Raw genomic sequence first — 25,074 nt, forward strand, 5'->3', positions numbered from 1 at the left:
GCTCACACCCTCTGGTAAAACATTATGCAAGCTTCGTATTGATCACTCAGAACGTATTTTAGATATGGCTAAGAATTAGTTAGCTATATCTGTACTATTTTTATCTTCTGTAGAGATTGGCAAAAAGCCTGTTCCAGTTGGCATGGAAGAAAAGATCATAAAAGTCTATGCTTTAGATCAAGAGACTGCAGCTAATTTAAGAAAAGAAGCTGATGCTTCTCGCGAAAATTCTTACAATAAAACCTTCTGATCCATTGAGTTGTGAGATTGTTGGCATGTTTGTCAGAACGTTGAAGTGTTTTTCATACCAAAATTTAGCAGAATTCAAACAATTATTAGAGAAAGTTGGCAAAAAAAGCGCGCTTTGTCGAGGTATATTTAAAAATCTTATTCCCTCACTTTAATTTATGCATCCCTCACCTTAAAAAAGATTAATAAAAACAAAAAATTATGCGCAATGAAAAAGAGAATGGTGCCCAGACGCGGATTCGAACCACGGACACGCGGATTTTCAGTCCGCTGCTCTACCAACTGAGCTATCTGGGCACGTTTCACAAAACATGTGAAACGTGTGCGGTTATAACATTAAAATTTTCTCTGTCCAGTCATCAAAAGAAAAATAATTGATTTTTTATAATTTTATCTCCGTAGTCTAGGCAATTATAATTACTCTTTTCATAAAATAAACTTGATAGCTATACCACGATACGTTACGGTATTTTTATCAAGAAATTGTCTTATCGTGGAGATGATTTGGGTGAAGCCTTTTAAAAGACCAAAATCTAGAATCGTGATTGAGAGGGACTTTTAAAAGGTTGTGCGTATTTTAAGCTATGAAATAAATAGAAAACATTTTTGATTTTGTCTTACAAAGACTATTGGCACAGTCTTTATAAGAATCTGTTTTTCTTTAAAGAAAGGCAAGCCATTTAAAAGGGGAGAAATAATGTTACGAAAACCAAATTATCGTCCAAATAATTCTAATTTTTCTTCGGGTCCTTGTAGCAAAAGACCTGGTTGGACTCCGGAAGTGCTTAAAAATGCATTAGTTGGACGTTCTCATCGGTCTAGAGAAGCAGAATTAAGACTTGCTGAAGTTGTTAATTTAACTCGTGAGATTCTTGAAGTGCCTTCCGATTATCGTATAGGGATTGTGCCTGCTTCAGATACCGGTGCTGTTGAAATGTCTTTATGGTCTTTATTAGGTGAGCGTGGTGTCGATATGGCGGCATGGGAAAGTTTTGGATCGGGGTGGATTGCCGATGTTGTTGAGCAATTAAAACTTTCTGATGTGCGTCGTTTTGAAGCACCTTATGGTGAACTGCCAGATCTAACACAAATTGATTTTGATCGTGATGTTGTTTTTACGTGGAATGGGACAACTTCTGGTGTACGAGTCCCAAATGCAGATTTCATTCCAAAGAGGCGAGCAGGACTGACAATTTGTGATGCAACATCAGCAGCTTTTGCACAAAATCTTGATTTTTCAAAATTAGATGTTGTTACTTTTTCATGGCAAAAAGTTTTAGGAGGTGAGGCAGCCCATGGTATGTTGATTTTAAGTCCTCGTGCTGTTGAGCGGCTTGAAAGTTATGTTCCGGTTTGGCCCATTCCACAAATTTTCTGTATGACACAAAATGGAAAGTTGAATGAACGTATTTTTAAGGGGGTAACAATCAATACACCCTCTCTGCTTTGTGTTGAAGATTTTCTTGATGGCTTAAAGTGGGCAAAGTCGCAGGGTGGTTTGCAGGCATTAATGGCGCGCGTTGAGAAAAACTTTTCTGTACTTGATGCTTTTATTCGTAAAACACCATGGTTAGAATATTTGGCAAAAGATCCTCAGGTGCGTTCTAATACATCTATTTGTTTAAAGATTGTGGATCCAGTTATTACTGCTTTGGATATTGAAAAGCGAACATCTTTTATAAAAGCGGTAGTGAATCGTCTTGATGAGGAAGGTGTCGCTTATGATATTGGTTCGTATCGAGATGCTCCTCCAGGACTTCGGATTTGGACCGGTATAACAATTGAGGCTTCCGACCTTGAAATTTTAACAGAATGGCTTGAATGGGCATTTCAGGTTGAAAAAACTCGGCTTTAAGGTACTATTAACAATTTTTATAACGCAGCTAAGAGAAGTTGAGGGAATGTGAGAGATTATAAGAATTTTCCATATTCTTGTATTAGACAAACGGTCTTCAAATAGCGCATAGATCACAAAAATTACGAAGCTAGTCTAAACAATTTTTCAGATGTTGGTGAAGACAGAAAATAAAAGCGCTAAGTTTTTTTACTTTTTACAGAAAAATGACCGATCGAGAATGAAGATATATTTTATATCCTAATATTGCTTTTATTATCAAGAATATAAAAATTTAATCGCTTGAAGATTGGGAGAAAGCTGAAATGAAGAGTCGCACTTGCTCTAAGGTTTCGTTATAAAGAAGCATTTGTTTTTAAATGCTGGTTTTATTTGACCAAACACGACGGAGAAAGTTATGGCCAATGTAGTAGTTGTTGGTACACAATGGGGCGATGAAGGTAAAGGTAAAATTGTAGATTGGTTGTCTGAGCGGGCAGATATTGTTGTAAGATATCAGGGTGGCCATAATGCCGGTCATACATTGGTTGTTGAGGGAGCCAGTTATAAATTATCACTTTTACCGTCTGGTTTAGTTCGTGGGAAGTTATCAATTATTGGTAATGGTGTTGTCGTTGATCCCCATCATTTTGTAATAGAATTAAAGAAACTGCGTGATCAAGGTGTGAAAATTACACCGAAAATTTTACGTATTGCTGAAAATGCTCCCTTGATTCTTTCTTTGCATCGCGATCTTGATGCAATTCGAGAAAGCAGTTTATCAGGTTTAAAAATTGGGACGACAAAGCGTGGTATTGGTCCGGCTTATGAAGATAAAGTGGGGCGTCGTGCTATCCGTGTGATGGATTTAGCCGAAACTGATACGCTTATGGCTAAGATCGAACGACTTTTAGTACATCATAATGCTTTACGGCGTGGGATGGGTGTTACAGAGATTGATTCTCAAGCGCTTTATGATGAGTTGATGCAAGTGGCGGATGAAATTCTACCCTTTATGGATTGTACGTGGCGTCTTTTAGATGAAAGTTATAGGATGGGAAAGCACATTCTTTTTGAAGGTGCGCAAGGTGCTTTATTAGATAATGATTTTGGGACTTATCCTTATGTTACATCATCAAACACAGTTGCTGGCCAGGCATGTACTGGTTCAGGTATGGGGCCTAGATCAATTCACTATGTTTTGGGCATTGCGAAAGCTTATACAACACGAGTTGGAGAAGGGCCATTCCCAACAGAGCAGATAAATGATATTGGCGAATTTATTGGAATGCGTGGCAAAGAATTTGGGGTTGTGACTGGTCGAAAACGTCGATGTGGTTGGTTTGATGCTGTCTTAGTACGTCAGATGGTAGCCATTTGCGGTGTTCAGGGTATAGCATTGACAAAGCTTGATGTTTTGGATGGTTTGGATGAAATTAAAATTTGTATTGGGTATGAGCTTGATGGGAAAAGAATTGATTATTTACCCTCTTCTATGGGAGCACAAGCCCGTGTGAAACCCATTTATGAGACATTGGAAGGTTGGAATGAAGCTACAGCGCACGCATTGAGCTGGGAAGATTTACCGGTGCAGGCTATCAAATATATAGGCTATATTGAAGAACTGATTGGCACACAGGTGGCTTTATTATCTACTAGCCCTGAGCGTGAAGATACAATTCTTATTACTGATCCTTTTGCAAATTAATTATTATTTTGAAGTTTCCGTATAAGCATTCAGTTCGTCTCTTCGTGTTTTTCTACGAAGAGAGACTTAAAAGCGAGTGAGAGCAAGGTGCACAAAATAACATTGTTTATTTTTCATATTCATTTTAAACTATTACAATAGTTATACCAAGATAAAATGACAATTAATTTAGCAGGCTAAAATAAAGGCATTTTTGGCCTTACGGCTGGGATTTTTCTCAGCTTGAGAAAGATTATAGAGGATATGGTAGATTTCGTTGGAATCTTAAAAAAGGCAATCAATGCGCAGAATAGTACCACATCGCAAATGCGTAAACGGATTTATAGACGAGCTATCGAAACACTAGAACATCAGTTTGTAGTAGCGACAGTATCACAAGCAATGGCAGATGAGCAAAGGAAGGTTTTACAAAATGCTATTGCAACTGTTGAAGAAGAATATTTAGCGATTGAAAAGAAGTTGCTTTCTTCAGTTATTGGGTGGAGCCCTACAGCTATAACTGAAGATGACAGGTCCACACAAAGTTCTATCTCGCAACAAGGTAATATATTTTTAGGACGTGAAATAGAAAAAAAACAGGGTTCTATTACAAGTCCAAAGGACAGCAAGGCGTTTGATGAGTCTTATGTATCAGGGATGCCAGATGCAGAGCTTGTCAATATGGAAGCTTATTTGGCTTCTCAGAATGTTGACGACAGTGTGTTAAAAGTAGCTTCTTTAGAAGCTTCTTCGCAAAGGGATAATCCGCACATTGTTTCGTATATTTTTTCTCAAGCCGCACGTCGTGCTAATCGGTCGTCGATGCAAAGGCGTATTGTGATAGGTTCTGCTGTTGTTGCCAGCTTTGTCATCTTAACTTTTAGTATTTGTTTTGTTGGTGGACGTATATTTGTATCAAATGATCATCAGTTTCCGGGCGAAAGTCTTCAATTGTCTCATACGTTACCAAAGGCACTTTCGATTCACCGAAAGTTAACGAAACGTTTATTAGAGGATGGGAGTGAAATTGATGTCGGTTTAGATCAAATGGTAAATTCTTCAAATGAAGAAGGAACTTCAAAAGCTGTTGTTAGCAATTTGCAGTCAATTGAACAGTCAGGCGAAGCTATATTTTATCAAGCGCGGACAAACTATGATGCAGAAAAAGTGGCTACGGGGAGTGCTCGTTGGACGCTTATAAAGGAATCTCCTGCGAAAGGAGCTCCAGAAGAGTCGGCTATACAAGGTGATATAACAATTCCGGATGAAGGGTTATCATTACGGTTAATTTTACGTCGTAATACCGATCTGTCTTTTTCTGCTGCCTATATTATGGATCTTATTTTTATTCTTTCTGATAAATTTTCAGGGAAAGCTATAAGCAATGTTCAAGCATTAACTTTTAAAGCAAGTGAACACTCCATTGGACAGACTTTAGCAAGAACCGTTGCAGAAAAGATTAACGATGATTTTTTTCTTATTGCATTGAGCGGCAATCCCCAAATTCTTGACCGCAATTTACAATTAATGAGAGAGTTGGATTGGATGCGTTTAGTGTTAACGGATAAAAATGGACGTATAAACGAATTAACTTTTACAAAAGGTCCAACAGGTGAATCTATTTTTAATCAAGTTATTGGGCAATGGCTTGCACCATCAGATAAACTAACAGTTCTTGGTCAGAAAAAATAAAGCATCGAGGCTGATAATATAAAAGATTGTAAAGAGAACTTCAACCGTTAAAAAGTTTTTGTAGATTGATTTAAAAGTATAGAGCCAATACATATTCGCTTTTCTTTACTTTAAAAGTGCGCATGCAATTGGCTTTACACTTAAGTTTTTCAAGCACTATACTTTAATTTGGGATAGAGCAGACGCTTTGATAGAATTTTGTACTTTTTCAAAAGCACGCATTTCAATTTGCCTTACACGCTCCCGACTGATATTAAATTCGCTTGAAAGCTCCTCTAGCGTCAGTGGGTTATCACTTAAACGACGTGCTTTGAATATACGCTTTTCACGCTCATTCAGATTATCCATGGCGTTTATAAGCATAGAACGGCGGTTTTCCAATTCACTTTGCTCGATCAAAGTTTGTTCCTGATTGTCCGATTCATCTACCAACCAATCTTGCCATTCACTACTTTCACCTGTTTTTGTGCGAAGAGACGCATTGAGTGAGGTATCACCCCCAAGTCGTCGGTTCATTGAGACGACTTCATCTTCTGTGACATTCAAACTTGTAGCAATTTCTTTTACTTGTTCTACATTAAGATCACCATTATCAAGTGCTTGAAGTCTATTTTTTACCTTACGGAGATTGAAAAATAGGCGCTTTTGATTGGCTGTTGTTCCTATTTTCACTAAACTCCAAGACCGCAATACATATTCTTGAATTGATGCTTTAATCCACCATATGGCGTAGGTTGCAAGACGAAAACCACGTTCTGGCTCGAAACGCTTGACAGCCTGCATAAGCCCTACATTGCCTTCTGAAATGACTTCCCCAATGGGTAGTCCGTAGCCCCGATATCCCATTGCGATTTTAGCTACGAGGCGCAAGTGACTGGTTACCAATTTATGCGCAGCTTTTAGATCATTATGTTTACGATAACGTTGAGCCAGCATATATTCTTCCTTTGGCTCAAGCATTGGAAAACGACGAATTTCTTCTAGGTAACGATTCAATCCCCCGTCACCTGTAATCACTGATAGCATATTCATATGGGCCATATAGCACCCTCCTTTTGCATGAATTCCCTGATAAGGCGAATTCCATTTCTAGATAATATAAACATCTCTCTAATTTTATCCTAGCATAATTTTTAATTTTTTTCAAAAAGAGATATTTTATTGTGAAATCTTGAAAAGGCTAAAAGTTTCAATTTATTTTTTTTAAATGTTTGATGAGTTCAGCCATGTCTTGAGGAAGTGGTGAGGAAAAAGACATAACTTTATCTGTGGCAGGGTGTTCAAAAGTCAGACTTATTGCATGGAGTGCATGTCGGTTGAATTGGTCGATTCCATTTTTAATAATAGGATTAAGCGTGTTTGATTTTGTTTTAAAGGCATTGCCATAAACAGTATCACCTATGAGCGGATGGCCTATATGTGCCATATGAACACGGATTTGGTGCGTACGTCCAGTTTCCAAACGACATTCCAGAAGGCTAGCAACAGGTGTGGGATTTGCATGAAGTCTGTATTTTTCTAGGAGAGAAAAATGTGTAACAGCATGGCGAGCATGAGGATGGCTGTTCTGGACAACAGCTTGTTTTGTTCGGTTATTGGGAGAACGGCTAAGGGATGCATCAATTGTCCAAACATTACGGCTAGGAGCTCCCCAAATTAAGGCGTGATAACGTCGATCTAATGCACGGGTACGTCCATGGTCAGAAAATTGGGCACTGAGGCTTTGATGAGCAAGGTCATTTTTAGCGACTACCATGACTCCACTTGTATTTTTATCGAGACGATGGACAATGCCTGGACGTTTAACACCGCCAATACCAGATAAACTATTACCGCAATGATGGATAAGGGCGTTCACTAATGTTCCTGTCCAATTGCCATTGCCGGGGTGAACAACAAGACCAGCTGGTTTATTGATAACAATAACATAATCATCTTCAAAGAGAATATCCAATGCAATGTCTTCACCGCTAGGCTCTGCATCACGAAGGACAGGCATTGTTAATTCGATGATTTGGTTGGGTTTTAATTTCGTTTTTGGCTCTCTTATGGGATGACCATCAACTTTAAGATGGCCTTCACGAATGAGTGCTTGCAGACGTGAACGTGACAGTGCATTGCGGTATTGTTGAGCAAGCCACTGATCAAGTCTTTGTCCAAGAGCACTTTCATCCGTTATTTGCTGTGTTACCATAAGATTCCTATTAAACTTTTATAAGGCCCTTTTACCAGTATGAAATTGCTTTGGTATCAAGAAATTCTTTAATTCCCCAGTGACCGCCTTCACGGGCTCGTCCAGAAAGTTTGACACCTCCAAAATAACTTCCACCGGGTAATCCATGTCCATTAACTTCTACCATACCAGACCGCACTTGCGCAGCGATACGACGACATTTATTACGATCTTGTGATTGTATATAGTTTGTAAGACCATATTCGGTGTCATTGGCTAAGGTTACGGCTTCATCTTCTGTTGTAAAGGGAAGAATCGAGAGGACTGGACCAAAGATTTCTTCTCGAAAAATACGCATACTTGGTTTTACATTGGCAAAGACTGTTGGGCGTACATAGTAACCGCGCTCCATTCCCATTGGTAAACCAGTTCCACCCGTGACAAGAGTTGCACCTTCATCAATTCCGGATTGGATAAGATCTTGAATTTTGTCGTATTGTTGTTTTGAAACTACTGGGCCAATATGATTTCCTGGTTGGTAGTTTGGGCCTACTTTTGTTTTTTCGGCAATATCTTTAGCTATTTTGATAGCTTCGTTATAGATGGTTTTTTCCACAAGCATACGTGTTGGTGCATTACAGCTTTGTCCACTATTATAAAAGCAGTGTCGTACACCACGTTGAACAGCGTCTGTATCGGCATCAGCAAAAATGATGTTCGCTCCTTTGCCCCCAAGTTCCAAACAGATCCGCTTTAAAGTGTCGCTGGCATTTTTAGAAATGTCTTTTCCTGCTCTGGTTGATCCGGTGAAGCTAATCATGTCGAGATCTGGATGAGCAGAGAGGTAAGAACCAACATTAGCACCATCTCCGTTGATTAAATTAAAAACGCCAGCTGGGAGGGCGGCTTCATCTAAAATTTCAGCAAAGAGCATGGCAGAAAGAGGCGCAATTTCAGAGGGTTTTAGCACCATAGTGCAGCCAGCCAAGAGAGCAGGAATAACTTTAAGCGTTACTTGGTTCATGGGCCAATTCCATGGAGTAATCAATCCTACGACACCGATAGGGTCATAATGAAGAATCGCTTGTTCATTTCCTTCTATTAAAACCTTTTGAAAGGAAAACTCTTTGTAAGCTTTAATAAAGTTGCGAATATGAGAACTGCCGGTTGCAGTTTGTGCATTGAGTGCCATATCAATAGGTGCTCCCATTTCCATTGAAATGGTTTTTGCCATATCACTTGAGCGTTTTTCATAGATTTCTGAAATTTTTTCAACGAAGCCAAGACGTTCACTAGGCGTGGTTGTTTTCCAGGTTTGAAAAGCTGTTTTGGCAGCGTTAATTGCTTTATCTGCGTCTTTTGTGTTGCCAAGGCTAATAACAGCACAAGCCTCTTCTGTTGATGGATCGATGACGTGTAGATCATAAGGAGTGCTTGGGTCGTCCCATATACCATTGATATAAAATTTCCGCTTATTAAACATGATTTGCTTCCTATTTTTTAAATTTTTGTATGATTAAATTTCATCCTATTAGATCCTTTTTACAAAACAATAACAAGGGTAAGCTTAATAAAAGAAAGAGAAACGAGCTTATTTTATAACAATTAGGCTGGAGAGTTAAAAGAGCACTTCTTATACTAATTGCTTGTATTATTTATACTAATAATTTTTATGAAATGCGAAAGACAGAGAATAATCGGCAGTTTTTCTGTAATTTTTTATCATAGAGTTCTTTGTCATAAAAAATTGAGGACAACTGTATGAAACTATGAATTTTACAGTTTATTCAATATTTTTGGAGAAAATTTCATTGAGAAGAATTACAGCATTATTTTTTTGTTAAAAAATGACAATCAGCAAAAGGTTATTAACCTTCATACTATAGCCTTTATGCATTCTTTTTGAAAAAGTAATTGTTCTCGTTGCCATAAATAAGTTGTTGGATATCATGCATAATTCGAAAACAAAATCTATTTCTTCCTCTTCTTTTTCTGATAAAAGTACACAAAGTGCATCAGAAGGAAATTCGTCTGCCAAAATTGCTGAGATATTTCCTTATCCGGAAGTGTGGAAAAAGGCATTCACCCTTGGACAAAACGTACGTTTTACGCGAACACCAGAAGTTGAAATTTTGCGTCGTCGTATAGAAACAGACCCAGTTTTTGCGAAACAGTTTAAATTCTTTAAAGAGAAAGAGCGTGAAAATCTTATACATCTTGTAAACTGTAATAAAAACACAAAAAATTCCTCCTTACCAACAAAAAGGGTCATTAATTCTCAATCGATAGAAAATAAAACGTCAGTCTGTCATACAACAGTCTTGAAGGAATTGCCACGGCAAACTGGTTGTCAGCCGCTTGAGGATGATCCAGGAGAGCATAAATTACAGCTAGAAAATGTGGCGCAAAAAACAAGGCCTATTTTGCATCTTTCTGATGATATATTTTTTGAGTGTGGGTCCTTTATATTAGAACAGGTTAATACTAAAATTTCAAGAGAGGATAGAACATCAATTGATTGCAGGTGTAATAAAATTATACCGAGTACAGCTTCTACCTTTGATGAGTCCATTACTACTCTTTACCGTGTTCTTGAGTATCGCTTTCCACAATTTTACGATTCCATTACATCAGAATCGTCAACAGAGAAGGTTCCAGATGTTGAGAAAACGTCTAATTTAATGCATGCAAAGAATGATACTATTAAAGAAGCTCAAAAATGTCATTCTAAGCCCGTTGTAGAAGATTCTACTGATACGTTGTTACGCGATAGAGGAGCTACAGGGGTAGGAGTTGCTGTAGAAACCAAGAATACCAACAATATTGCCGGTTGTGTAACAGAAGAAATCAAAAAACATTCAAAGGGTTTCTCTGTAATGGAACCGAAAGGCAAAACATTGCGATCTGCTAGCATGTCGTTAGGTAGTGATAATTCTGCTTTTACGTCAAATGTTCAATCTCTTGATTATGAGAACTATGAATTTCCTCCGATCAGTTTATTGCAAGAACCTGTTTTTCATGAAGGCACGATGATTCCACAAGAAACATTAGAGCGTGGTGCTGGACTTTTGGAAAATGTTTTGGAAGATTTTGGCATTAAGGGTGAAATTATCCATGTTCATCCAGGTCCAGTGGTAACAATGTACGAATTTGAGCCTGCAGCAGGAGTAAAATCATCGCGGGTCATCAATCTTTCCGATGATATTGCTCGTTCTATGTCTGCTATTTCTACACGCGTTGCTGTAATTCCTGGACGCAATGTTATTGGGATTGAGCTGCCAAATGCGGTTCGTGAAACCGTTTATTTGAGGGAATTAGTTCAAACAAGTTCTTTTCGTGAAAGCCAATTTAAACTAGCTCTTGCTTTGGGGAAGGGGATTAATGGTAAACCTGTCATTGCAGAATTAGCAAAAATGCCTCATTTATTGGTTGCGGGGACAACAGGGTCGGGTAAATCGGTTGCGATTAATACCATGATTTTATCGATTCTTTATCGAATGACACCACAGCAGTGTCGTTTGATCATGGTTGACCCTAAAATGTTAGAACTCTCTGTTTATGATGGTATTCCACACCTTTTAACGCCGGTAGTGACGGATCCTAAAAAAGCGGTAACAGCTTTAAAGTGGGCGGTTCGTGAAATGGAAGAGCGTTACCGCAAAATGGCTAAGTTAGGCGTACGTAATATTGATGGTTTTAATGCACGCGTTGCACTTGCAGCACAAAAAGGTGAAACAATCATGTGTACTGTACAGTCGGGTTTTGATAAGGAAAGTGGAGAAATGCTTTATCATGAAGAAGCAATGGATCTAACGCAGCTTCCTTATATTGTTGTGATTGTTGATGAGATGGCTGATCTCATGATGGTGGCAGGTAAAGAAATTGAAAATGCTATTCAGCGTTTAGCACAAATGGCACGTGCAGCAGGTATCCATCTTATTATGGCTACACAGCGTCCTTCTGTTGATGTCATCACTGGTACGATTAAAGCAAATTTTCCTACCCGTATTTCTTTTCAGGTAACATCGAAAATAGACAGTCGTACAATTTTGGGAGAACAAGGTGCTGAAACACTTTTGGGCCAGGGAGATATGCTTCATATGATGGGTGGTGGGCGCATCGTACGTGTTCATGGGCCTTTTGTTTCTGACGAAGAAGTTGAAGCCATTGTTGCACATCTTAAAATGCAGGGAAAACCTGATTATTTAGCAACGATAACGGCTAGTGAAGGCGATAACAAAGGGGATGAATCTGCTGATTCAGTTTCTGGAGTTTCTACGGAAGAAAATCTTGGTGAGGATGGTGAGGAACTTTATCTGCAGGCTGTAAAAATTGTTATGCGTGATAAAAAATGTTCAACATCTTATATTCAGCGTCGGCTTGCAATCGGTTATAATAAAGCAGCTTCTCTTGTTGAGCGCATGGAAGAAAAAGGCGTTGTTGGGGCCGCTAATCACGTTGGAAAACGTGAAATTTTAATAAGTGAGTCCAATCATAAATAAAATAATTTTAAAAATGCATAACAATCATTATTAGTGCTTATTTTATTATAAGGACTGTTGTTATATCGTGCTTATTTTTTACTTTAAAATATTAAATGGGGAATGATAAAACAGAAGTGATATTTTTTATTAAGGCTGCTGATATGTAGTGTAGAGTGATACAAAGAAGGGTTGCAGATGTCTTTGACATTTTTAGATTATCTGGAATGTAAAGAAATTAAACAAACCTTTATGCAAGGAAAAATAGCTTTTGTTCTTTCCTCTGATTGTAGAAATGTTCTTTGGTCAAATGGTGCCGCTGCGTATTTTTTTGGTTTTTCTTCTGTCAAGGCTATGATGGAAGAAAGATCTTTTTGTGACCAAGTGGAGCATTACAAGATATTGACGGATGTGCGATCTGCAAGTGCTGTCGCATTGAATGGTTTAAAGCGTAGCGCTGAATTTTCTATAGTTTCTGTTGATATTATGAGGTTTGGTAAAGCGTTTTTGTTAGAATCTTTTTTGGAAGAAGAGATTTCTCTTATAGCTGGTTTGGATGACACAACAATTTCTTCTGCAGTAATCGATGAACATGGGACAGTGTTAGAGGCTTCCTCTCATTTTTCTTTTGTTGATGAAACGGTTAAAATTTTACTACAGACGATTGATAGTGAGACGCCAGTCAAAACTATTTTACCCATAGCAGGTGTTTGTACACAAGTTGGTATTATTCGCTTGAAGGTAAAGCCGGCAAGTTTTTTGGTTTTATATGTGTCATTAAAATCGGAGGAGTTACAGAGTGAACAACAACCTTTTCGTTTTATGCCAGAACTTTTACCACGACGTTTTACTTGGAAAATGGATAAAAATGGTCGATTTTGTGATGTTTCAAAAGAGTTATCTGAAACTGTCGGTCCCCTATCTTCTTCTATTTTAGGATCTGATTTTTGTGAAATTGCCAATCAATTTAATGATGAGCGATATCAAGTACTTAGCAGTTTTATTGCAAAGGCTAGATCTTGGAGCAAACAGACTGTTCAATGGCCTGTTGATGATTGTTTAAAGTGGCTTGATGTTGAATTATCTGCTGTGCCAATTTTTGATTCCAAACAGCGGCTTAAGGGATTTCGAGGCTTTGGTATTTTGAAGATACAGGAAAAAGGACGAGAGGAAAAAGATGAAAGTCTGTATACAAAAACATCAAGTCTTTCAGAGAGTGAACGTTCAGCTTTTCGTGAGATCGCAGAACGATTGCGTAGAGGGTTGGATTCATCTGTAGGATGTGAGCATTTGATTAAAGAAACTGCAGTTCTTTTGCCGAGTGCACAGATATTGCCGACAAATGCTATAGAACAAACTCCCATAAAAGAACCAGCAGTTGTTCTATCATTGTTGGATACAGTGCCTGATGGTGTTTTTTGGTTGGATGAACAGGGGTTAATTCAATCGGTTAGCAGTGCTGCTCTAGCGTTAACGGGTTATGAAATAAATGAATTATTGGCACGACCATTATCGTCATTATTTACTTTACAGAGTCAATTTTTGGTTGAAAAATATTTTAAGTCGATCCGTATGAAAGAAAAAAATCAGGTTTTTAATCATGGTGAGACAGCTGAGTTAGTGACGAAAAGTCGTAAAAATATAATAGTCTCTATGACGATTGTATCTTTAGCACGGCAAGACGATTATACTGTTATTGTTATATTGCATGCCATGACAGGAACAGTTTTACCAGCAGATAAAAAAGCAGAAGAGAACAAAACAATTGGAGTTGTTCATGAAATGCGGACACCTTTGAATACTCTCATTGGTTTTGCAGAAATTATGAGAGATGGCCGTTTTGGTCCGATAGACAATGAACGTTATCGTGGGTATTTATGCGATATTATCTCATCTGGAAAACATATATTATCACTGGTTAATCAATTACTAGAATGCTCGAAAGCAAATTATTTGAGCTCAAATAATCAGATCACCCCTCCTCTTATAGCTGAAGCATTTGATGTGATCGCTTGTTTGCGTGCGAGTATGGCTTTTCTTGAAACACAGGCTAATCATAATGGTATTACCATGCGCGTTGTTGCTCCGGCTCATGTGCCATTTATTGGTGTGTCACAACAGATTTTTCGGCAAATTATATGGAATCTTCTTTCCAATGCTATTCGTTTTACGCCATCAGGCGGGCAAATTATTGTTCATGTTGCTTATGGAAAAAAAGAGCGCGTAAAGATTTCAGTAAGTGATAACGGTATAGGGATGAGCGATGAAGAAATCGTACAAGCACTCCAACCTTATGGTCAAGTAAAGCGCAAAGATGGACGATCTGGTGATAGCGCGTTTGTTGGAACTGGTTTAGGACTCCCAATGTGCAAGGCAATGGTAGAAGAAGGAGGGGGCCAGTTTTTATTATTTTCAAAACCCAATCATGGAACAACTGTGGACATGTTTTTTCCTGTGTTCCATGAGGCAAACCACACATAAATTCATTTCTTAGCCAAAAGATCTCTGATTTCTGACAAAAGTTGTTCTTCTAGAGACATCTTTGTGGTGCTTTTCTCTTCTTCTTGTTTGCGGCGCACTTTATTCATAGCTTTAACAAAGAGAAAAAGAACCCAAGCAATAATGAGAAAATTGATAAGTAAAGTGATAAAGTTACCATAGCTAATGGTTGCTCCAGCTGCTTTAGCAGCACTCAATGTAGCTTGTTTTTCACCTGCAAGCTGAATAAACATGTTAGAAAAGTCGATCCCACCTGTGATAAGTCCAATGATTGGCATAAAAATATCATTGACAATTGAATTGACCAATCCACCAAAAGCTCCGCCTATAATCACACCGATAGCGAGGTCAATCATATTCCCTTTTAGGGCAAATTCTTTGAATTCTTTAAGCATTGCATTTTCCCCTTTCATATAGGCAATATCCTGTAATTTTAATTACCGCTTTTAATAAAAAAGGAAAGGGCGATTTTTATTTTCTTGGTAGGTGTTATATTACAAAGCCTAGAATTCTTTTCCAAGAGTGTTAAGGCATATTAAAAAGTCTAACGAAGGGCTCTCTTTGATTTAAGACAGGAGTATCTCATAGAATTCAGAATGATAGAAAGCTTTTTGAGAAAAATAGGAAACCATGCTTAATTTATAAAATTTTTATGACAACATATTGAAAAAAAATTATTTTACCAAACATTTGTTGCTCTTGTTTGCAAATGATTGCAATTTTTACTGTTTGAACAATTGCGAAAAGGTAGAGAATTTTTTTCAAGAACGAAAGTTTTTTTCTGTACAGTCGTGTGTAAACATAAACGTGAATGGCGATCATTTTATGAACTTTCTTGTAGTTCTATTATGAGCTTTCTTGTAGTAGGTAGGGGGGCGTTCTTATTTGGATGATGAGTTATCTTTATTGGCAGTCTTTTATGTTAAAAGATTTACTTGAAATGTAGGGGATTCATTTTATGTGTTTGGAGAAGGATTGATGAGTTTCTTTCGTTGTATCGGCCGTTCTGCTTTCTTTATGTTAGACCCAGAACATGCGCACCGTTTAGCGATTATAGGGCTGAAAAGTGGATTGAATAGTTGTCAAAAGATTGTTGATAAACGTTTGTGTGTGACTGTTGCAGGCCTTGAGTTTGAAAATTTTGTTGGTCTTGCTGCCGGTTTTGATAAAAATGCAGAGGTTGTCGATGCTGTTTTTCGTTTAGGTTTTGGTTTTACTGAAATTGGTACAGTAACACCAAAACCTCAGGCTGGAAACCCTAAACCACGACTTTTTCGCTTACAAAAAGATGAAGCGATTATTAATAGAATGGGTTTTAATAATGATGGACATAAAATTGTTTATAACAGAATTCGTGCATGTAAACGGTCTGGTATTCTAGGAATTAATCTTGGTGCCAATAAGGATACAGTCAATAAAATTGACGATTATACTGCTGGTATTGCTTATTTTTATGATATTGCTCATTATTTTACAGTTAATATTTCTTCCCCTAATACGCCAGGTTTGCGTAATTTACAGGCACGTGACAGTTTACATCTTTTGATGAATGAGATTTCGCGAGTACGAAGTGAGCAAAAGAAAAAGCATGGATTCTCTGTTCCTATTTTTTTAAAAATTGCTCCGGATTTATCGGAAAAGGAACTGGATGATATTGCTGAGGAAATGAAGTTTTCCAATTTTGATGGTCTCATTGTTTCTAATACCACTCTTTCACGTCGAGATCTTACGGATAATTTGCTGAGCAGTGAGGAAGGGGGGCTTTCTGGACGCCCACTCTTTGAGCGTTCAACGATTGTGCTTGCAAAGATGCGTCAAAAATTGGGTAAGGAGATTGCAATTATCGGTGTTGGTGGCGTGCGGGATGCACAAACAGCTTTGGAAAAAGTGAAAGCTGGTGCAGATTTAATCCAACTTTATAGTGGGATGGTTTATGAGGGCCCCGATCTTGCTACAGTCATTCTGAAAGAGATTTTGCAGTTTATGCAGCAAGATGGTATTGATACCATCAAGGCTTATCGTGACCATCGTGTTGACTATTGGGCAAAACGTGCGTTTCCTTTGTGATAAAATGATTTTTTCTTGATAAAAATTGCGGGATTTTTTTAAGGGGGCTTGCAAATTCTTCTGATCTTCCTTATGTCACACAAACAGAAAATAAGTGTTTACAAAAGAGTAGACAGTTATGATATATTGACTTTATGCGGTTGTAGCTCAGTTGGTTAGAGCGCTGGTTTGTGGCACCAGAGGTCGTAGGTTCAAATCCCACCAACCGTACCAGTTTTCTCACTCTAATTTGATATGATAAGCAGTTTGTGGTAATTGTAAGGTCTCTTTTACCTTGATGGAAGTTGTAACATTTTTTTAAAAAATCAGTTGATAAAGTTTTTCGTGACGTTCATGTATGGGATGATATCCTAACCAGCGGGACTTGATTGTTTTTTTAAGTTGGTATGTTATGGTTGTAAAAAAATGGTAAACAAATGAAAAACAAAAGTTCTAGGCCTGTTTCTGGTTTTCTCAAAAATTTACGTGGCGTAAACAATTGGGAGCAAGTTTCGCAGTGGCTTGCTTTCCGTAATGTAGAAGATATTGAATGTATTACGCCTGATCAAGCGGGGGTTCCGCGTGGCAAGATGATGCTTTCTAAAAAATTTACTTCCGAAGCATCGTTAGCATTACCTTCAGCTGTTTTTGTGGCAACAATTTCAGGAGATTATCCTGAAGATGGTCATGGTTTTGAATATCCAAAAACAGATGGAGATCTACGGCTTGAGCCTGATCTTTCTACGTTAAGTATTGTGCCATGGGAAGATGCTCCTACTGCACAAGTGATTTGCGATCTTGTCTATCAAAATGGGCAAGTTGTAGATTATACACCACGGAATGTTCTGCGAACAGTGATTGATTTTTATACGCAAATGAATCTAAAGCCAGTTGTTTCACCAGAAATTGAGTTTTATTTGGTACAAAAAAATCCTGATCCTGATTATCCTTTAGTTCCTCCAGTTGGTCGTTCTGGACGTTCAATTGGTGGAGGACAGGGCTATTCAATTGCCGGTGTGAATGAATTTGATGAGTTCATTGATGATATTTATCATTTTTCGGAAGCACAAGGGTTGGAGATTGATACGCTCATTCATGAGGAAGGGGCTGGCCAGTTTGAAATTAATTTGCGTCATGGTGATCCGATAGAATTAGCTGATCAAGTTTTTATGTTTAAACGAACAATTCGTGAAGCGGCACTTAAACATAATATGTATGCAACTTTTATGGCTAAGCCTATTCAAGGGCAGCCGGGTTCTGCTATGCATATTCACCAATCGATTGTTGATAAGAAAACGGGTTCTAATATTTTTACAGAAAAGGATGGCAGAGAAAGTGCTTGTTTTCGCCACTTTATAGGGGGATTACAAAGACATATGCCTGGAGTTCTTGTGATGCTTGCCCCTTATGTGAATTCTTATAGGCGCCTTATGCCAGATCTTTCAGCACCTGTTAATTTGCGATGGGGGTATGATAATCGTACCACAGCGTTTCGTGTGCCCCGTTCTGCTCCGCAGGGACGGCGCGTTGAGAATAGGCTTCCTTCGTCAGATGCGAACCCTTATTTAGCACTTGCTGCTTCTTTGGCTTGTGGCCTTATCGGTCTACAGCAAAAGCTTGAACCGGATGAGCCGGCAACAAAAACTGTCAATGCTGACAATATTGAATTACCTCGTGGATTGATTGAGGCGGTTAATTTGTTTGAGCAAGATACAGAGATACGTGCTATTCTAGGAGATGTGTTTGTAAGTACTTATGCTGCTATCAAACGACAAGAGTTTGAGACTTTTATGGAAGTGATTAGTCCATGGGAGCGTGAATATCTTCTGCTTAATGTTTAAGTTTTATCGCGATGATTGATTATAATCGAATTTCTCCAGGAATTTCATGGTATGAAGATACTTTAAAAGAGCGCCCCTCTTATCCATTTTTAGACGAACAAATACAGTGCGATGTGGTTATTATTGGAGGCGGATTTACCGGGCTTTCAGCTGCTTATCATTTAGCTAAGGCTGGAGTGAGTGTTGTTTTGTTTGACGCTTCACGTTTTGGCGATGGTGCTTCGGGGCGCAATGGTGGCCAGTTAGGAACAGGTCATCGACAATGGGTAGAAACTTTAGAGAAACAGTATGGTTTTGAGCGAAGTAAAGCGCTGTTTGATTTAGCAGAGGAAGCTAAAAGGGATGTTTTGTCTTGGTGTGCTATGCCTGATTGTCAGTGCGACTTTATGGCAGGGCAACTTTCTGTGATTCATAAAAAACGTAGGCTTGTAGCTTATCAACAACATGTTGAAACGATGCAGCGTTATGGTTATCATGGTCTTACTTTTATGGACAAGGATGAAACAGCTAACCGGCTTGGATCATCTTTTTATTATGGTGGTATCCATGATGCCGACACGGGTCATATAAATCCCTTGAAGCTAATTGTTTGGTTGGCAAAAAAAGCAAAAAATGTTGGTGCTCAGCTTTATGAAAAAACACAAGTCACTGCTGTAGAGCGCGGTGGTCGCTATTGGAGAGTGATAACAGAACAAGGAAATATAAAGACTGAGCATGTTTTATTGGCAACCAATGCCTATAAACTTGGGCTTCAGCGTTTTGTTGAAAAAAATATTTTTTCTATCCGCTCTTATATTGGAGCAACGGAGCCGTTACCAAAGCATACTCCCATCCTTATGGGAAATGAAGCGGTGGATGATTCTCGTTTTATGGTTCGCTATTTTCGTAAAAGCATTGATAATCGTTTATTATTTGGTGGAGTAGAAAGTTACGATAATCAGTATCCTATAAATTTAGACGAACGTATACGACGGCAGATGACGGAGATTTATCCTCATCTACAATCTATAAATCTCACTCATTATTGGGGGGCAACGGTCGCTATCACTGTTGAACGCATGCCTTATGTTCGTCAACTTCTACCAGGTATAACTTATTGTGGTGGTTATTCAGGGCATGGAGTGATGCTTGCACCTTTTATGGGAAAATTATACGCTGAATGGCTGATGGGGAAGCGTGAGCGCTTTGCGTATTTTCAGGATTTAAAGATTTCATCCTTTCCGGGTGGAAGAGTTTTACGTTCCTCACTTGTATTTTTAGCAATGCATTGGTTTTCTTTTATGGATCGTTTTTAATGGAACATTGTTTGAAATGAAGAAAATTAATGGCTTATTTAGTATCTATCTGGCTTTAATGATTGGGAGTTCTATAAATTAATTTTAGCTTTCATAATCGAATGGGAAAATAAACAGGTTCATGGTGCATAAAATTATTCCAGTCTCTCCCTTTGATTGTATTGTTTTTGGTGGTAATGGTGATTTGGCATCACGCAAACTTTTCCCTGCTCTGTATCATTGTCAGTGTGTTGGGCAATTTAGTGAGCCAACGCGTATCATTGGGGTCTCACGTTCTTTCTGGAGTCATGAAGAGTATCAAAATTTTGTCCGCACTTTTTTAGAGAAATATGTTCATCCAAAAGACCTCAACCAAATTGAACTCAATCGTTTTCTTGCACGCTTAACTTGTGTTTCTGTTGATGTTACCTCAAACCGAGGGTGGCAAGATCTTGCTTTCCTACTGTCAAAAGATCCAGCCGATATTCGGGCTTTTTATTTAGCGGTTGGTTCACCACTTTTTGGTGATGTCGTGAGGAGATTAAAGCAAAATGATTTGGTGACGCGACAAACACGGATTATCATTGAAAAACCTATTGGCCGTGATGTAAAAACAGCAGTTGAACTCAATGATATATTTGCAGCAGAATTTCATGAAGATCAAATTTTTCGCATTGATCATTATCTTGGCAAGGAAACTGTTCAGAATTTGATGGCATTGCGGTTTGTTAATACGCTTTATGAGCCATTATGGAATTCCAACTATATTGATCATGTTCAGATAACGATTGCTGAATCACTTGGATTGGAAGGGCGTGCAGAATATTATGAGAGTACAGGTGCGTTGCGTGATATGGTACAAAACCATATGCTGCAATTGCTCTGTTTGGTTGCTATGGAAATACCATTTACTAATAAAGCAAATGCTGTGCGCGATGAAAAACTGAAAGTTTTACATTCTTTAATGCCTCTTGATATTCATAATATCAAGCAACATACTGTGCGTGGGCAGTATCTTTCTGGTCTATTGAATGGTGTTTCTGTAGGATCTTATCTTGATGATCTGGGTAAAAAGGTCAGTAAGAGTGAAACATTTGTGGCGTTGAAAGTTAAGATTGATAATTGGCGTTGGGCGGATACCCCTTTTTATTTACGAACCGGTAAACGGATGTCTATGCGGATGTCTGAAATAGTTGTCGTTTTTAAACCCATTCCCCATAATATTTTTGATACCGAGTCAGATGAAATTTTTTCTAATCGGCTTATTATTCGTCTCCAACCTGATGAGGGTGTAAAACAATGGTTGATGATTAAGGATCCAGGTCCTGGTGATATGCGATTTCGTCATATTCCATTGGATATGAGTTTTGCGTCTGCGTTTTCTGGGCGTAATCCTGATGCTTATGAACGCTTGCTGATGGACGTTATTCGTGGAAATCAAACACTATTTATGCGTCGTGATGAAGTTGAGGCTGCTTGGCGTTGGATTGATCCGATTCTTGAGGGGTGGAAAACAATAAAGCAGCCTGTTCATGGCTATAGTGCTGGTTCATGGGGCCCATCTGCTTCGACACTTTTGATGGAACGTGATGGGCGTATATGGAACAACTTAATTTAGAGCAATAAATATGCATGGAATGAATATTGATCGTTTAAATTTTGAAACACCTGCAATCTTAGCTTTAGCATTAGCTGATCGCGTTGCAGCGGAACTTAGTGTGTCTGTTCTTGAACGTAAAAGAGCAACTTTAGCAGTTTCTGGTGGGAAAACACCAGAACTGTTTTTTCATTATTTATCAAAAGCTGATATTGATTGGCAAAATATTATTATTACTTTGGTTGATGAACGTTTTGTACCCACTCATCATGAGCGTTCAAATGAATATATGGTACGGTGTCATTTATTACAAAACTTTGCTGCTAAAGCGCGTTTTGTAGGACTTTATCATAAAGCAGTTACTGCTGAGCTTGCTGCTTTTTCAGCAGCTAGTCGTATCAATACTTTGCCTAAACCTTTTGATGTTACTGTTTTAGGAATGGGGACTGATGGACATACAGCCTCCTTTTTTCCTGATGCTGATCGTTTGAAGCAAGCGCTTGATCTTCAAACGCAAGCCCTTGTTTTACCACTTCATGCAAAAAGTGCTTTGGAGCCAAGACTCTCGCTGACTTTGCCAGTCATAATACAATCTCGTTGCATTGTTCTCCATTTTGAAGGTACTCAGAAACGTGATTGTTTTGAAACAGCTTGTCAAGATGGGTCTGAAATAGAAATGCCTATTAGAGCAGTTTTGCGTCATGTTCATCATCTTGTTCAGGTTTATTGGTCACCGGATGAAAATGAAATAAGCAAAGTGGAAATATAATACCGATGTAAATGATACAAAATCTCTTTAACGAATGATGAGATACGTAAATGCAAGGGGGAATATATGGCACTTTTTAAAATAATTGCTAAGGTTACACGAAGGATTTATGAACGTTCTCTCCCGACGCGAGAAATTTATTTAGATCGGATTGCTAAGGCACAGGTAAATCGTCCCAAGCGAAGTTTTTTAGGATGTGCCAATCAGGCTCATGGGTTTGCGGCTTGTAGCCCAATAAACAAAGAGCGTTTAAAGCATAATATCGTTGGGAATATTGGTATTATTACTGCGTATAATGATATACTTTCAGCACATCACCCTTTTGAATCTTTTCCTCACTTAATTAAAGAGGCTGCTCGTGTGGCGGGTGGTGTTGCACAAGTGACCAGTGGTGTACCTGCAATGTGTTATGGTGCAACACAAGGGTATGCTGGGATGAAGCTTTCTCTTTTTTCACGTGATGTGATTGCAATGGCGACGGTTATAGGCTTATCACATGATATATTTGATTGCTGCACTGTCTCTTGGGGTTTGTGATAAAATCGTACCTGGTTTAGTGATTGGGGCCCTAATATTTGGTCACTTACCAGGTATTTTTGTTCCTGCGGGTCCCATGACAAGTGGTCAAGATAATGATGAAAAAATGAAGATACGCCAGCTGTACGCTGAAAATAAGATAGATCGCCAAACATTGCTAGAATCAGAAGTACGTTCTTATCATGGGCCAGGAACCTGTACATTTTATGGAACTACTAACTCAAATCAGATGATATTGGAGATGATGAGGCTACATATGCCTGGAGCCTCTTTCATGAATGCGAGTATGCCATTACGAACAAAGGAAGCCACTCAGCGTGTACTTGAAATGACAGCTCTTAGTGATGATTATAGACCACTTGGTATGATCATTGATGAGCACTCTTTCGTGAATGCTATTGTAGGATTAGATGCAACAGGAGGATATACTAATCATGCGATTCATTTGATTGCTATGGCTGCTGTTTGTGGTATTCGGTTGACATGGCATGATATTGCAGAAATTTCACCAGTTGTACCTCTTTTAGTACGGATTTATCCTAACGGTTTGGCTGCTATGAATCATCTTCATGCAGCTGGTGGTATGGGCTTTGTTATTCGTGAGCTCATTGAGGTAGGTTTAGTGCGTGAAGATGTTTGTCCAGTTTTTTGTACCGATCTCAATGCTTATGCAACTGAAGTAAAGCTTTACGCTGATGGTTGTGTGGTCCGTGAGCCAGCTCTCAATAAAAGTGGTAACCATAAAATATTGCAGGGCGGAAAAAACCGTTTCAAGTTGATGGTGGTATTTGTGTTTTGTCGGGAAATTTGGGCACAGCTATTATTAAAGTTTCATCTGTTAAGTTTGAGTATTGGCGGATTGAAGCTCTAGTTCTTGTTTTTAATGATCAAAAGGAATCGCAGGAATCTTTCAAAGTTGGAGCATTGAATGATAAAAATTTTATCGCTGTCATTTGTTACCAAGGACCAAAAGCTAATGGTATGCCAGAGTTGCATAAGTTAACAACTATTTTAAGTGTTTTACAAGATCGAGGTCAAAAGGTCGTGTTGGTAACGGACGGTCGTATGTCAAGTGTATCAGGAAAAATTCCTGCTGCAATCCACGTGACACCAGAGGCTTTGGATAATGGTCCCATTGCGCGTTTACAAGATGGTGATATCGTTTGCCTTGATGCTCATGTGGGTAAATTAACTATTTTGGAAGACTTGTCAAAATTTAACGCACGAATGATCATTTCTCCTGACTTTTCAAAGAATGAATATGGCGTCGGGCGGGAGCTCTTTCATGTTTTTCACCAATCCGTTAGTTTTGCAGATATTTGCAGATAAGAGGGCATCTATTCTGTGAGTATGAGGAAAGTGCGAAAAGAATGAAAGTGATATTCATTGCAATAAATATGAGTAAAACTTCTTAGAATTTTGGCACGGGTAAATTATGTGCTCGAGCGGCTGCTTTGAGCGTATTAACCATCAGCATAGCAATTGTCATCGGTCCAACTCCTCCCGGAACAGGGGTGATTGCTCTAGCTTTTCCTTTTATTTCTTCAAAATCAACATCACCGACAAGACGCGTCTTTCCCGCACCTTTTTCTGGAGCTGTAATGCGGTTAATACCAACATCAATAACCACGACACTATTTTTAACCCAGTCTTTTTTAATCATTTTTGGGTGGCCTACAGCTGCTACTAAAATATCGGCGCTACGACATACGTCATCAAGATCACGGGTCCGGCTGTGCGCTATCGTCACAGTAGCATTGGCTGCTGTTAAAAGGGCTGCCATAGGTTTGCCGACAATATTAGAGCGTCCAACAACAACGGCATCAAGACCAGATAAATCTCGTCCACATTGTTGTTCAATCATCATCATGGCACCAGCTGGTGTACAGGGAATGATAGCATCTTCAAGGTTGCCAGCTGCCAATTTTCCTACATTGATATAGTGAAAGCCATCCACATCTTTTTGGAAAGCAACGGCTTGTGTTATGCGGTTTGTATTAATATGGGCAGGGAGAGGAAGCTGTACCAAAATACCGTGAATCTTAGGATCAGAATTTAATGTTGCAATGAGTTGGAGGAGTTCTTGTTCTCGTGTTTCTTTTGAAACCATATGTTTGATTGACAAAAAACCACATTCTTCGGCTTTTTTGCTTTTTGAGCTGACATACACCTGACTTGCGGGATCGTCTCCAACAATGATAACGGCGATACCAGGTTGTACATTGTAGTTATTACGGAGTCTTGTTGTTTCAGCTTTAACTTTCACAATAATTTCTTCAGCGAGCTTTTTTCCGTCAATAATATGATTCATGAGAGAGGTCCTTTCGGTAGGGCTGTTTGTTTTTTTGTAAAGCATTTGCTGATAATACGATAGAGCTTTATAGCAATACTTATA

Annotated in this window: 15 protein-coding genes, 2 tRNA genes and 2 pseudogenes; 13 read left to right on the top strand and 6 right to left on the bottom strand. The window is 38.6% G+C overall.

Features of this window, described 5'->3' with window-relative positions; all coding sequences use genetic code 11:
* Positions 1–85: 85 nt before the first annotated feature.
* Positions 86–404, top strand: a pseudogene (locus HNQ69_RS07815) (XRE family transcriptional regulator).
* 66 nt (positions 405–470) lie between these two features.
* Here HNQ69_RS07815 and HNQ69_RS02620 read toward each other — a convergent pair.
* Positions 471–546 (bottom strand) — tRNA-Phe (locus HNQ69_RS02620).
* Positions 547–946: 400 nt separating this feature from the next.
* On the opposite strand from HNQ69_RS02620, the gene HNQ69_RS02625 reads away from it, so the two are divergent.
* From HNQ69_RS02625 to HNQ69_RS02635, 3 genes are all read left to right on the top strand, one after another.
* Positions 947–2,104: a phosphoserine transaminase gene (locus HNQ69_RS02625; RefSeq protein ID WP_183228530.1), complete on the top strand. Its 1,158-nt coding sequence runs from the start codon at positions 947–949 to the stop codon at positions 2,102–2,104.
* Between the two features lie 397 nt (positions 2,105–2,501).
* Positions 2,502–3,791 carry an adenylosuccinate synthase gene (locus HNQ69_RS02630; RefSeq protein WP_183228531.1) on the top strand — a complete coding sequence of 430 codons (1,290 nt, stop codon included), beginning with the start codon at positions 2,502–2,504 and terminating at the stop codon, positions 3,789–3,791.
* A gap of 243 nt (positions 3,792–4,034) precedes the next feature.
* Positions 4,035–5,462: a hypothetical protein gene (locus HNQ69_RS02635; RefSeq protein ID WP_183228532.1), complete on the top strand. Its 1,428-nt coding sequence runs from the start codon at positions 4,035–4,037 to the stop codon at positions 5,460–5,462.
* Between the two features lie 156 nt (positions 5,463–5,618).
* Here the strand turns inward: HNQ69_RS02635 and rpoH are convergent, their stop codons facing one another.
* From rpoH to HNQ69_RS02650, 3 genes are all read right to left on the bottom strand, one after another.
* Positions 5,619–6,503, bottom strand: coding sequence for an RNA polymerase sigma factor RpoH (rpoH, locus tag HNQ69_RS02640; protein WP_183228533.1), 885 nt, complete (start codon positions 6,501–6,503; stop codon positions 5,619–5,621).
* Positions 6,504–6,651: 148 nt separating this feature from the next.
* Entirely contained in the window at positions 6,652–7,656 is a 1,005-nt protein-coding gene (locus HNQ69_RS02645; RefSeq protein ID WP_183228534.1) for an RluA family pseudouridine synthase, read from the bottom strand.
* Between the two features lie 31 nt (positions 7,657–7,687).
* Positions 7,688–9,118: an aldehyde dehydrogenase family protein gene (locus HNQ69_RS02650; RefSeq protein ID WP_183228535.1), complete on the bottom strand. Its 1,431-nt coding sequence runs from the start codon at positions 9,116–9,118 to the stop codon at positions 7,688–7,690.
* Between the two features lie 466 nt (positions 9,119–9,584).
* Between HNQ69_RS02650 and HNQ69_RS02655 the strand changes: the two genes are divergently transcribed.
* Together HNQ69_RS02655 and HNQ69_RS02660 are read left to right on the top strand one after the other, a co-directional pair.
* Positions 9,585–12,137 carry a DNA translocase FtsK gene (locus HNQ69_RS02655; RefSeq protein WP_183228536.1) on the top strand — a complete coding sequence of 851 codons (2,553 nt, stop codon included), beginning with the start codon at positions 9,585–9,587 and terminating at the stop codon, positions 12,135–12,137.
* A 177-nt stretch (positions 12,138–12,314) separates the two neighbouring features.
* Positions 12,315–14,597 (top strand): ATP-binding protein, encoded by a 2,283-nt coding sequence (locus HNQ69_RS02660; RefSeq protein ID WP_183228537.1) that lies wholly within the window; start codon positions 12,315–12,317, stop codon positions 14,595–14,597.
* A 2-nt stretch (positions 14,598–14,599) separates the two neighbouring features.
* Here HNQ69_RS02660 and mscL read toward each other — a convergent pair whose 3' ends face one another.
* A complete protein-coding gene (mscL, locus tag HNQ69_RS02665; RefSeq protein WP_183228538.1) occupies positions 14,600–15,010 on the bottom strand; it encodes a large conductance mechanosensitive channel protein MscL in 411 nt (136 codons plus the stop codon).
* Positions 15,011–15,593: 583 nt separating this feature from the next.
* Between mscL and HNQ69_RS02670 the strand changes: the two genes are divergently transcribed.
* From HNQ69_RS02670 to edd, 7 genes and pseudogenes are all read left to right on the top strand, one after another.
* The gene (locus HNQ69_RS02670) at positions 15,594–16,682 is read left to right on the top strand and encodes a quinone-dependent dihydroorotate dehydrogenase (RefSeq protein WP_183228539.1); all 1,089 of its coding nucleotides are present in this window, start codon (positions 15,594–15,596) and stop codon (positions 16,680–16,682) included.
* Positions 16,683–16,818: 136 nt separating this feature from the next.
* Positions 16,819–16,895 (top strand) — tRNA-His (locus HNQ69_RS02675).
* Between the two features lie 203 nt (positions 16,896–17,098).
* Complete coding sequence (locus HNQ69_RS02680) at positions 17,099–18,502, top strand: glutamine synthetase family protein (RefSeq protein WP_183228540.1); 1,404 nt, start codon at positions 17,099–17,101, stop codon at positions 18,500–18,502.
* Positions 18,503–18,513: 11 nt separating this feature from the next.
* A complete protein-coding gene (locus HNQ69_RS02685; RefSeq protein ID WP_183228541.1) occupies positions 18,514–19,797 on the top strand; it encodes an NAD(P)/FAD-dependent oxidoreductase in 1,284 nt (427 codons plus the stop codon).
* Between the two features lie 121 nt (positions 19,798–19,918).
* Positions 19,919–21,394: a glucose-6-phosphate dehydrogenase gene (gene zwf / locus HNQ69_RS02690; RefSeq protein WP_183228542.1), complete on the top strand. Its 1,476-nt coding sequence runs from the start codon at positions 19,919–19,921 to the stop codon at positions 21,392–21,394.
* A gap of 10 nt (positions 21,395–21,404) precedes the next feature.
* Complete coding sequence (gene pgl, locus HNQ69_RS02695) at positions 21,405–22,142, top strand: 6-phosphogluconolactonase (RefSeq protein WP_183228543.1); 738 nt, start codon at positions 21,405–21,407, stop codon at positions 22,140–22,142.
* Positions 22,143–22,208: 66 nt separating this feature from the next.
* Positions 22,209–24,008: pseudogene (edd, locus tag HNQ69_RS02700) on the top strand (phosphogluconate dehydratase).
* Between the two features lie 82 nt (positions 24,009–24,090).
* Here the strand turns inward: edd and folD are convergent.
* A complete protein-coding gene (gene folD / locus HNQ69_RS02705; RefSeq protein ID WP_183228544.1) occupies positions 24,091–24,990 on the bottom strand; it encodes a bifunctional methylenetetrahydrofolate dehydrogenase/methenyltetrahydrofolate cyclohydrolase FolD in 900 nt (299 codons plus the stop codon).
* Between the last annotated feature and the right edge of the window lie 84 nt (positions 24,991–25,074).

This window comes from Bartonella callosciuri (assembly GCF_014203215.1).
GTDB lineage: Bacteria > Pseudomonadota > Alphaproteobacteria > Rhizobiales > Rhizobiaceae > Bartonella > Bartonella callosciuri.

What these genes read in the sequence shown, in the direction of transcription:
- HNQ69_RS02645 (WP_183228534.1), bottom strand. Translation starts at nt 7,656, where the DNA reads ATGGTAACACAGCAAATAACGGATGAAAGTGCTCTTGGACAAAGACTT.
- HNQ69_RS02630 (WP_183228531.1), top strand. Translation starts at nt 2,502, where the DNA reads ATGGCCAATGTAGTAGTTGTTGGTACACAATGGGGCGATGAAGGTAAA.
- HNQ69_RS02660 (WP_183228537.1), top strand. Translation starts at nt 12,315, where the DNA reads ATGTCTTTGACATTTTTAGATTATCTGGAATGTAAAGAAATTAAACAA.
- rpoH (WP_183228533.1), bottom strand. Translation starts at nt 6,503, where the DNA reads ATGGCCCATATGAATATGCTATCAGTGATTACAGGTGACGGGGGATTG.
- folD (WP_183228544.1), bottom strand. Translation starts at nt 24,990, where the DNA reads ATGAATCATATTATTGACGGAAAAAAGCTCGCTGAAGAAATTATTGTG.
- HNQ69_RS02680 (WP_183228540.1), top strand. Translation starts at nt 17,099, where the DNA reads ATGAAAAACAAAAGTTCTAGGCCTGTTTCTGGTTTTCTCAAAAATTTA.
- HNQ69_RS02635 (WP_183228532.1), top strand. Translation starts at nt 4,035, where the DNA reads ATGGTAGATTTCGTTGGAATCTTAAAAAAGGCAATCAATGCGCAGAAT.
- HNQ69_RS02625 (WP_183228530.1), top strand. Translation starts at nt 947, where the DNA reads ATGTTACGAAAACCAAATTATCGTCCAAATAATTCTAATTTTTCTTCG.
- zwf (WP_183228542.1), top strand. Translation starts at nt 19,919, where the DNA reads ATGGTGCATAAAATTATTCCAGTCTCTCCCTTTGATTGTATTGTTTTT.
- HNQ69_RS02650 (WP_183228535.1), bottom strand. Translation starts at nt 9,118, where the DNA reads ATGTTTAATAAGCGGAAATTTTATATCAATGGTATATGGGACGACCCA.
- pgl (WP_183228543.1), top strand. Translation starts at nt 21,405, where the DNA reads ATGCATGGAATGAATATTGATCGTTTAAATTTTGAAACACCTGCAATC.
- mscL (WP_183228538.1), bottom strand. Translation starts at nt 15,010, where the DNA reads ATGCTTAAAGAATTCAAAGAATTTGCCCTAAAAGGGAATATGATTGAC.
- HNQ69_RS02685 (WP_183228541.1), top strand. Translation starts at nt 18,514, where the DNA reads ATGATTGATTATAATCGAATTTCTCCAGGAATTTCATGGTATGAAGAT.
- HNQ69_RS02655 (WP_183228536.1), top strand. Translation starts at nt 9,585, where the DNA reads ATGCATAATTCGAAAACAAAATCTATTTCTTCCTCTTCTTTTTCTGAT.
- HNQ69_RS02670 (WP_183228539.1), top strand. Translation starts at nt 15,594, where the DNA reads ATGAGTTTCTTTCGTTGTATCGGCCGTTCTGCTTTCTTTATGTTAGAC.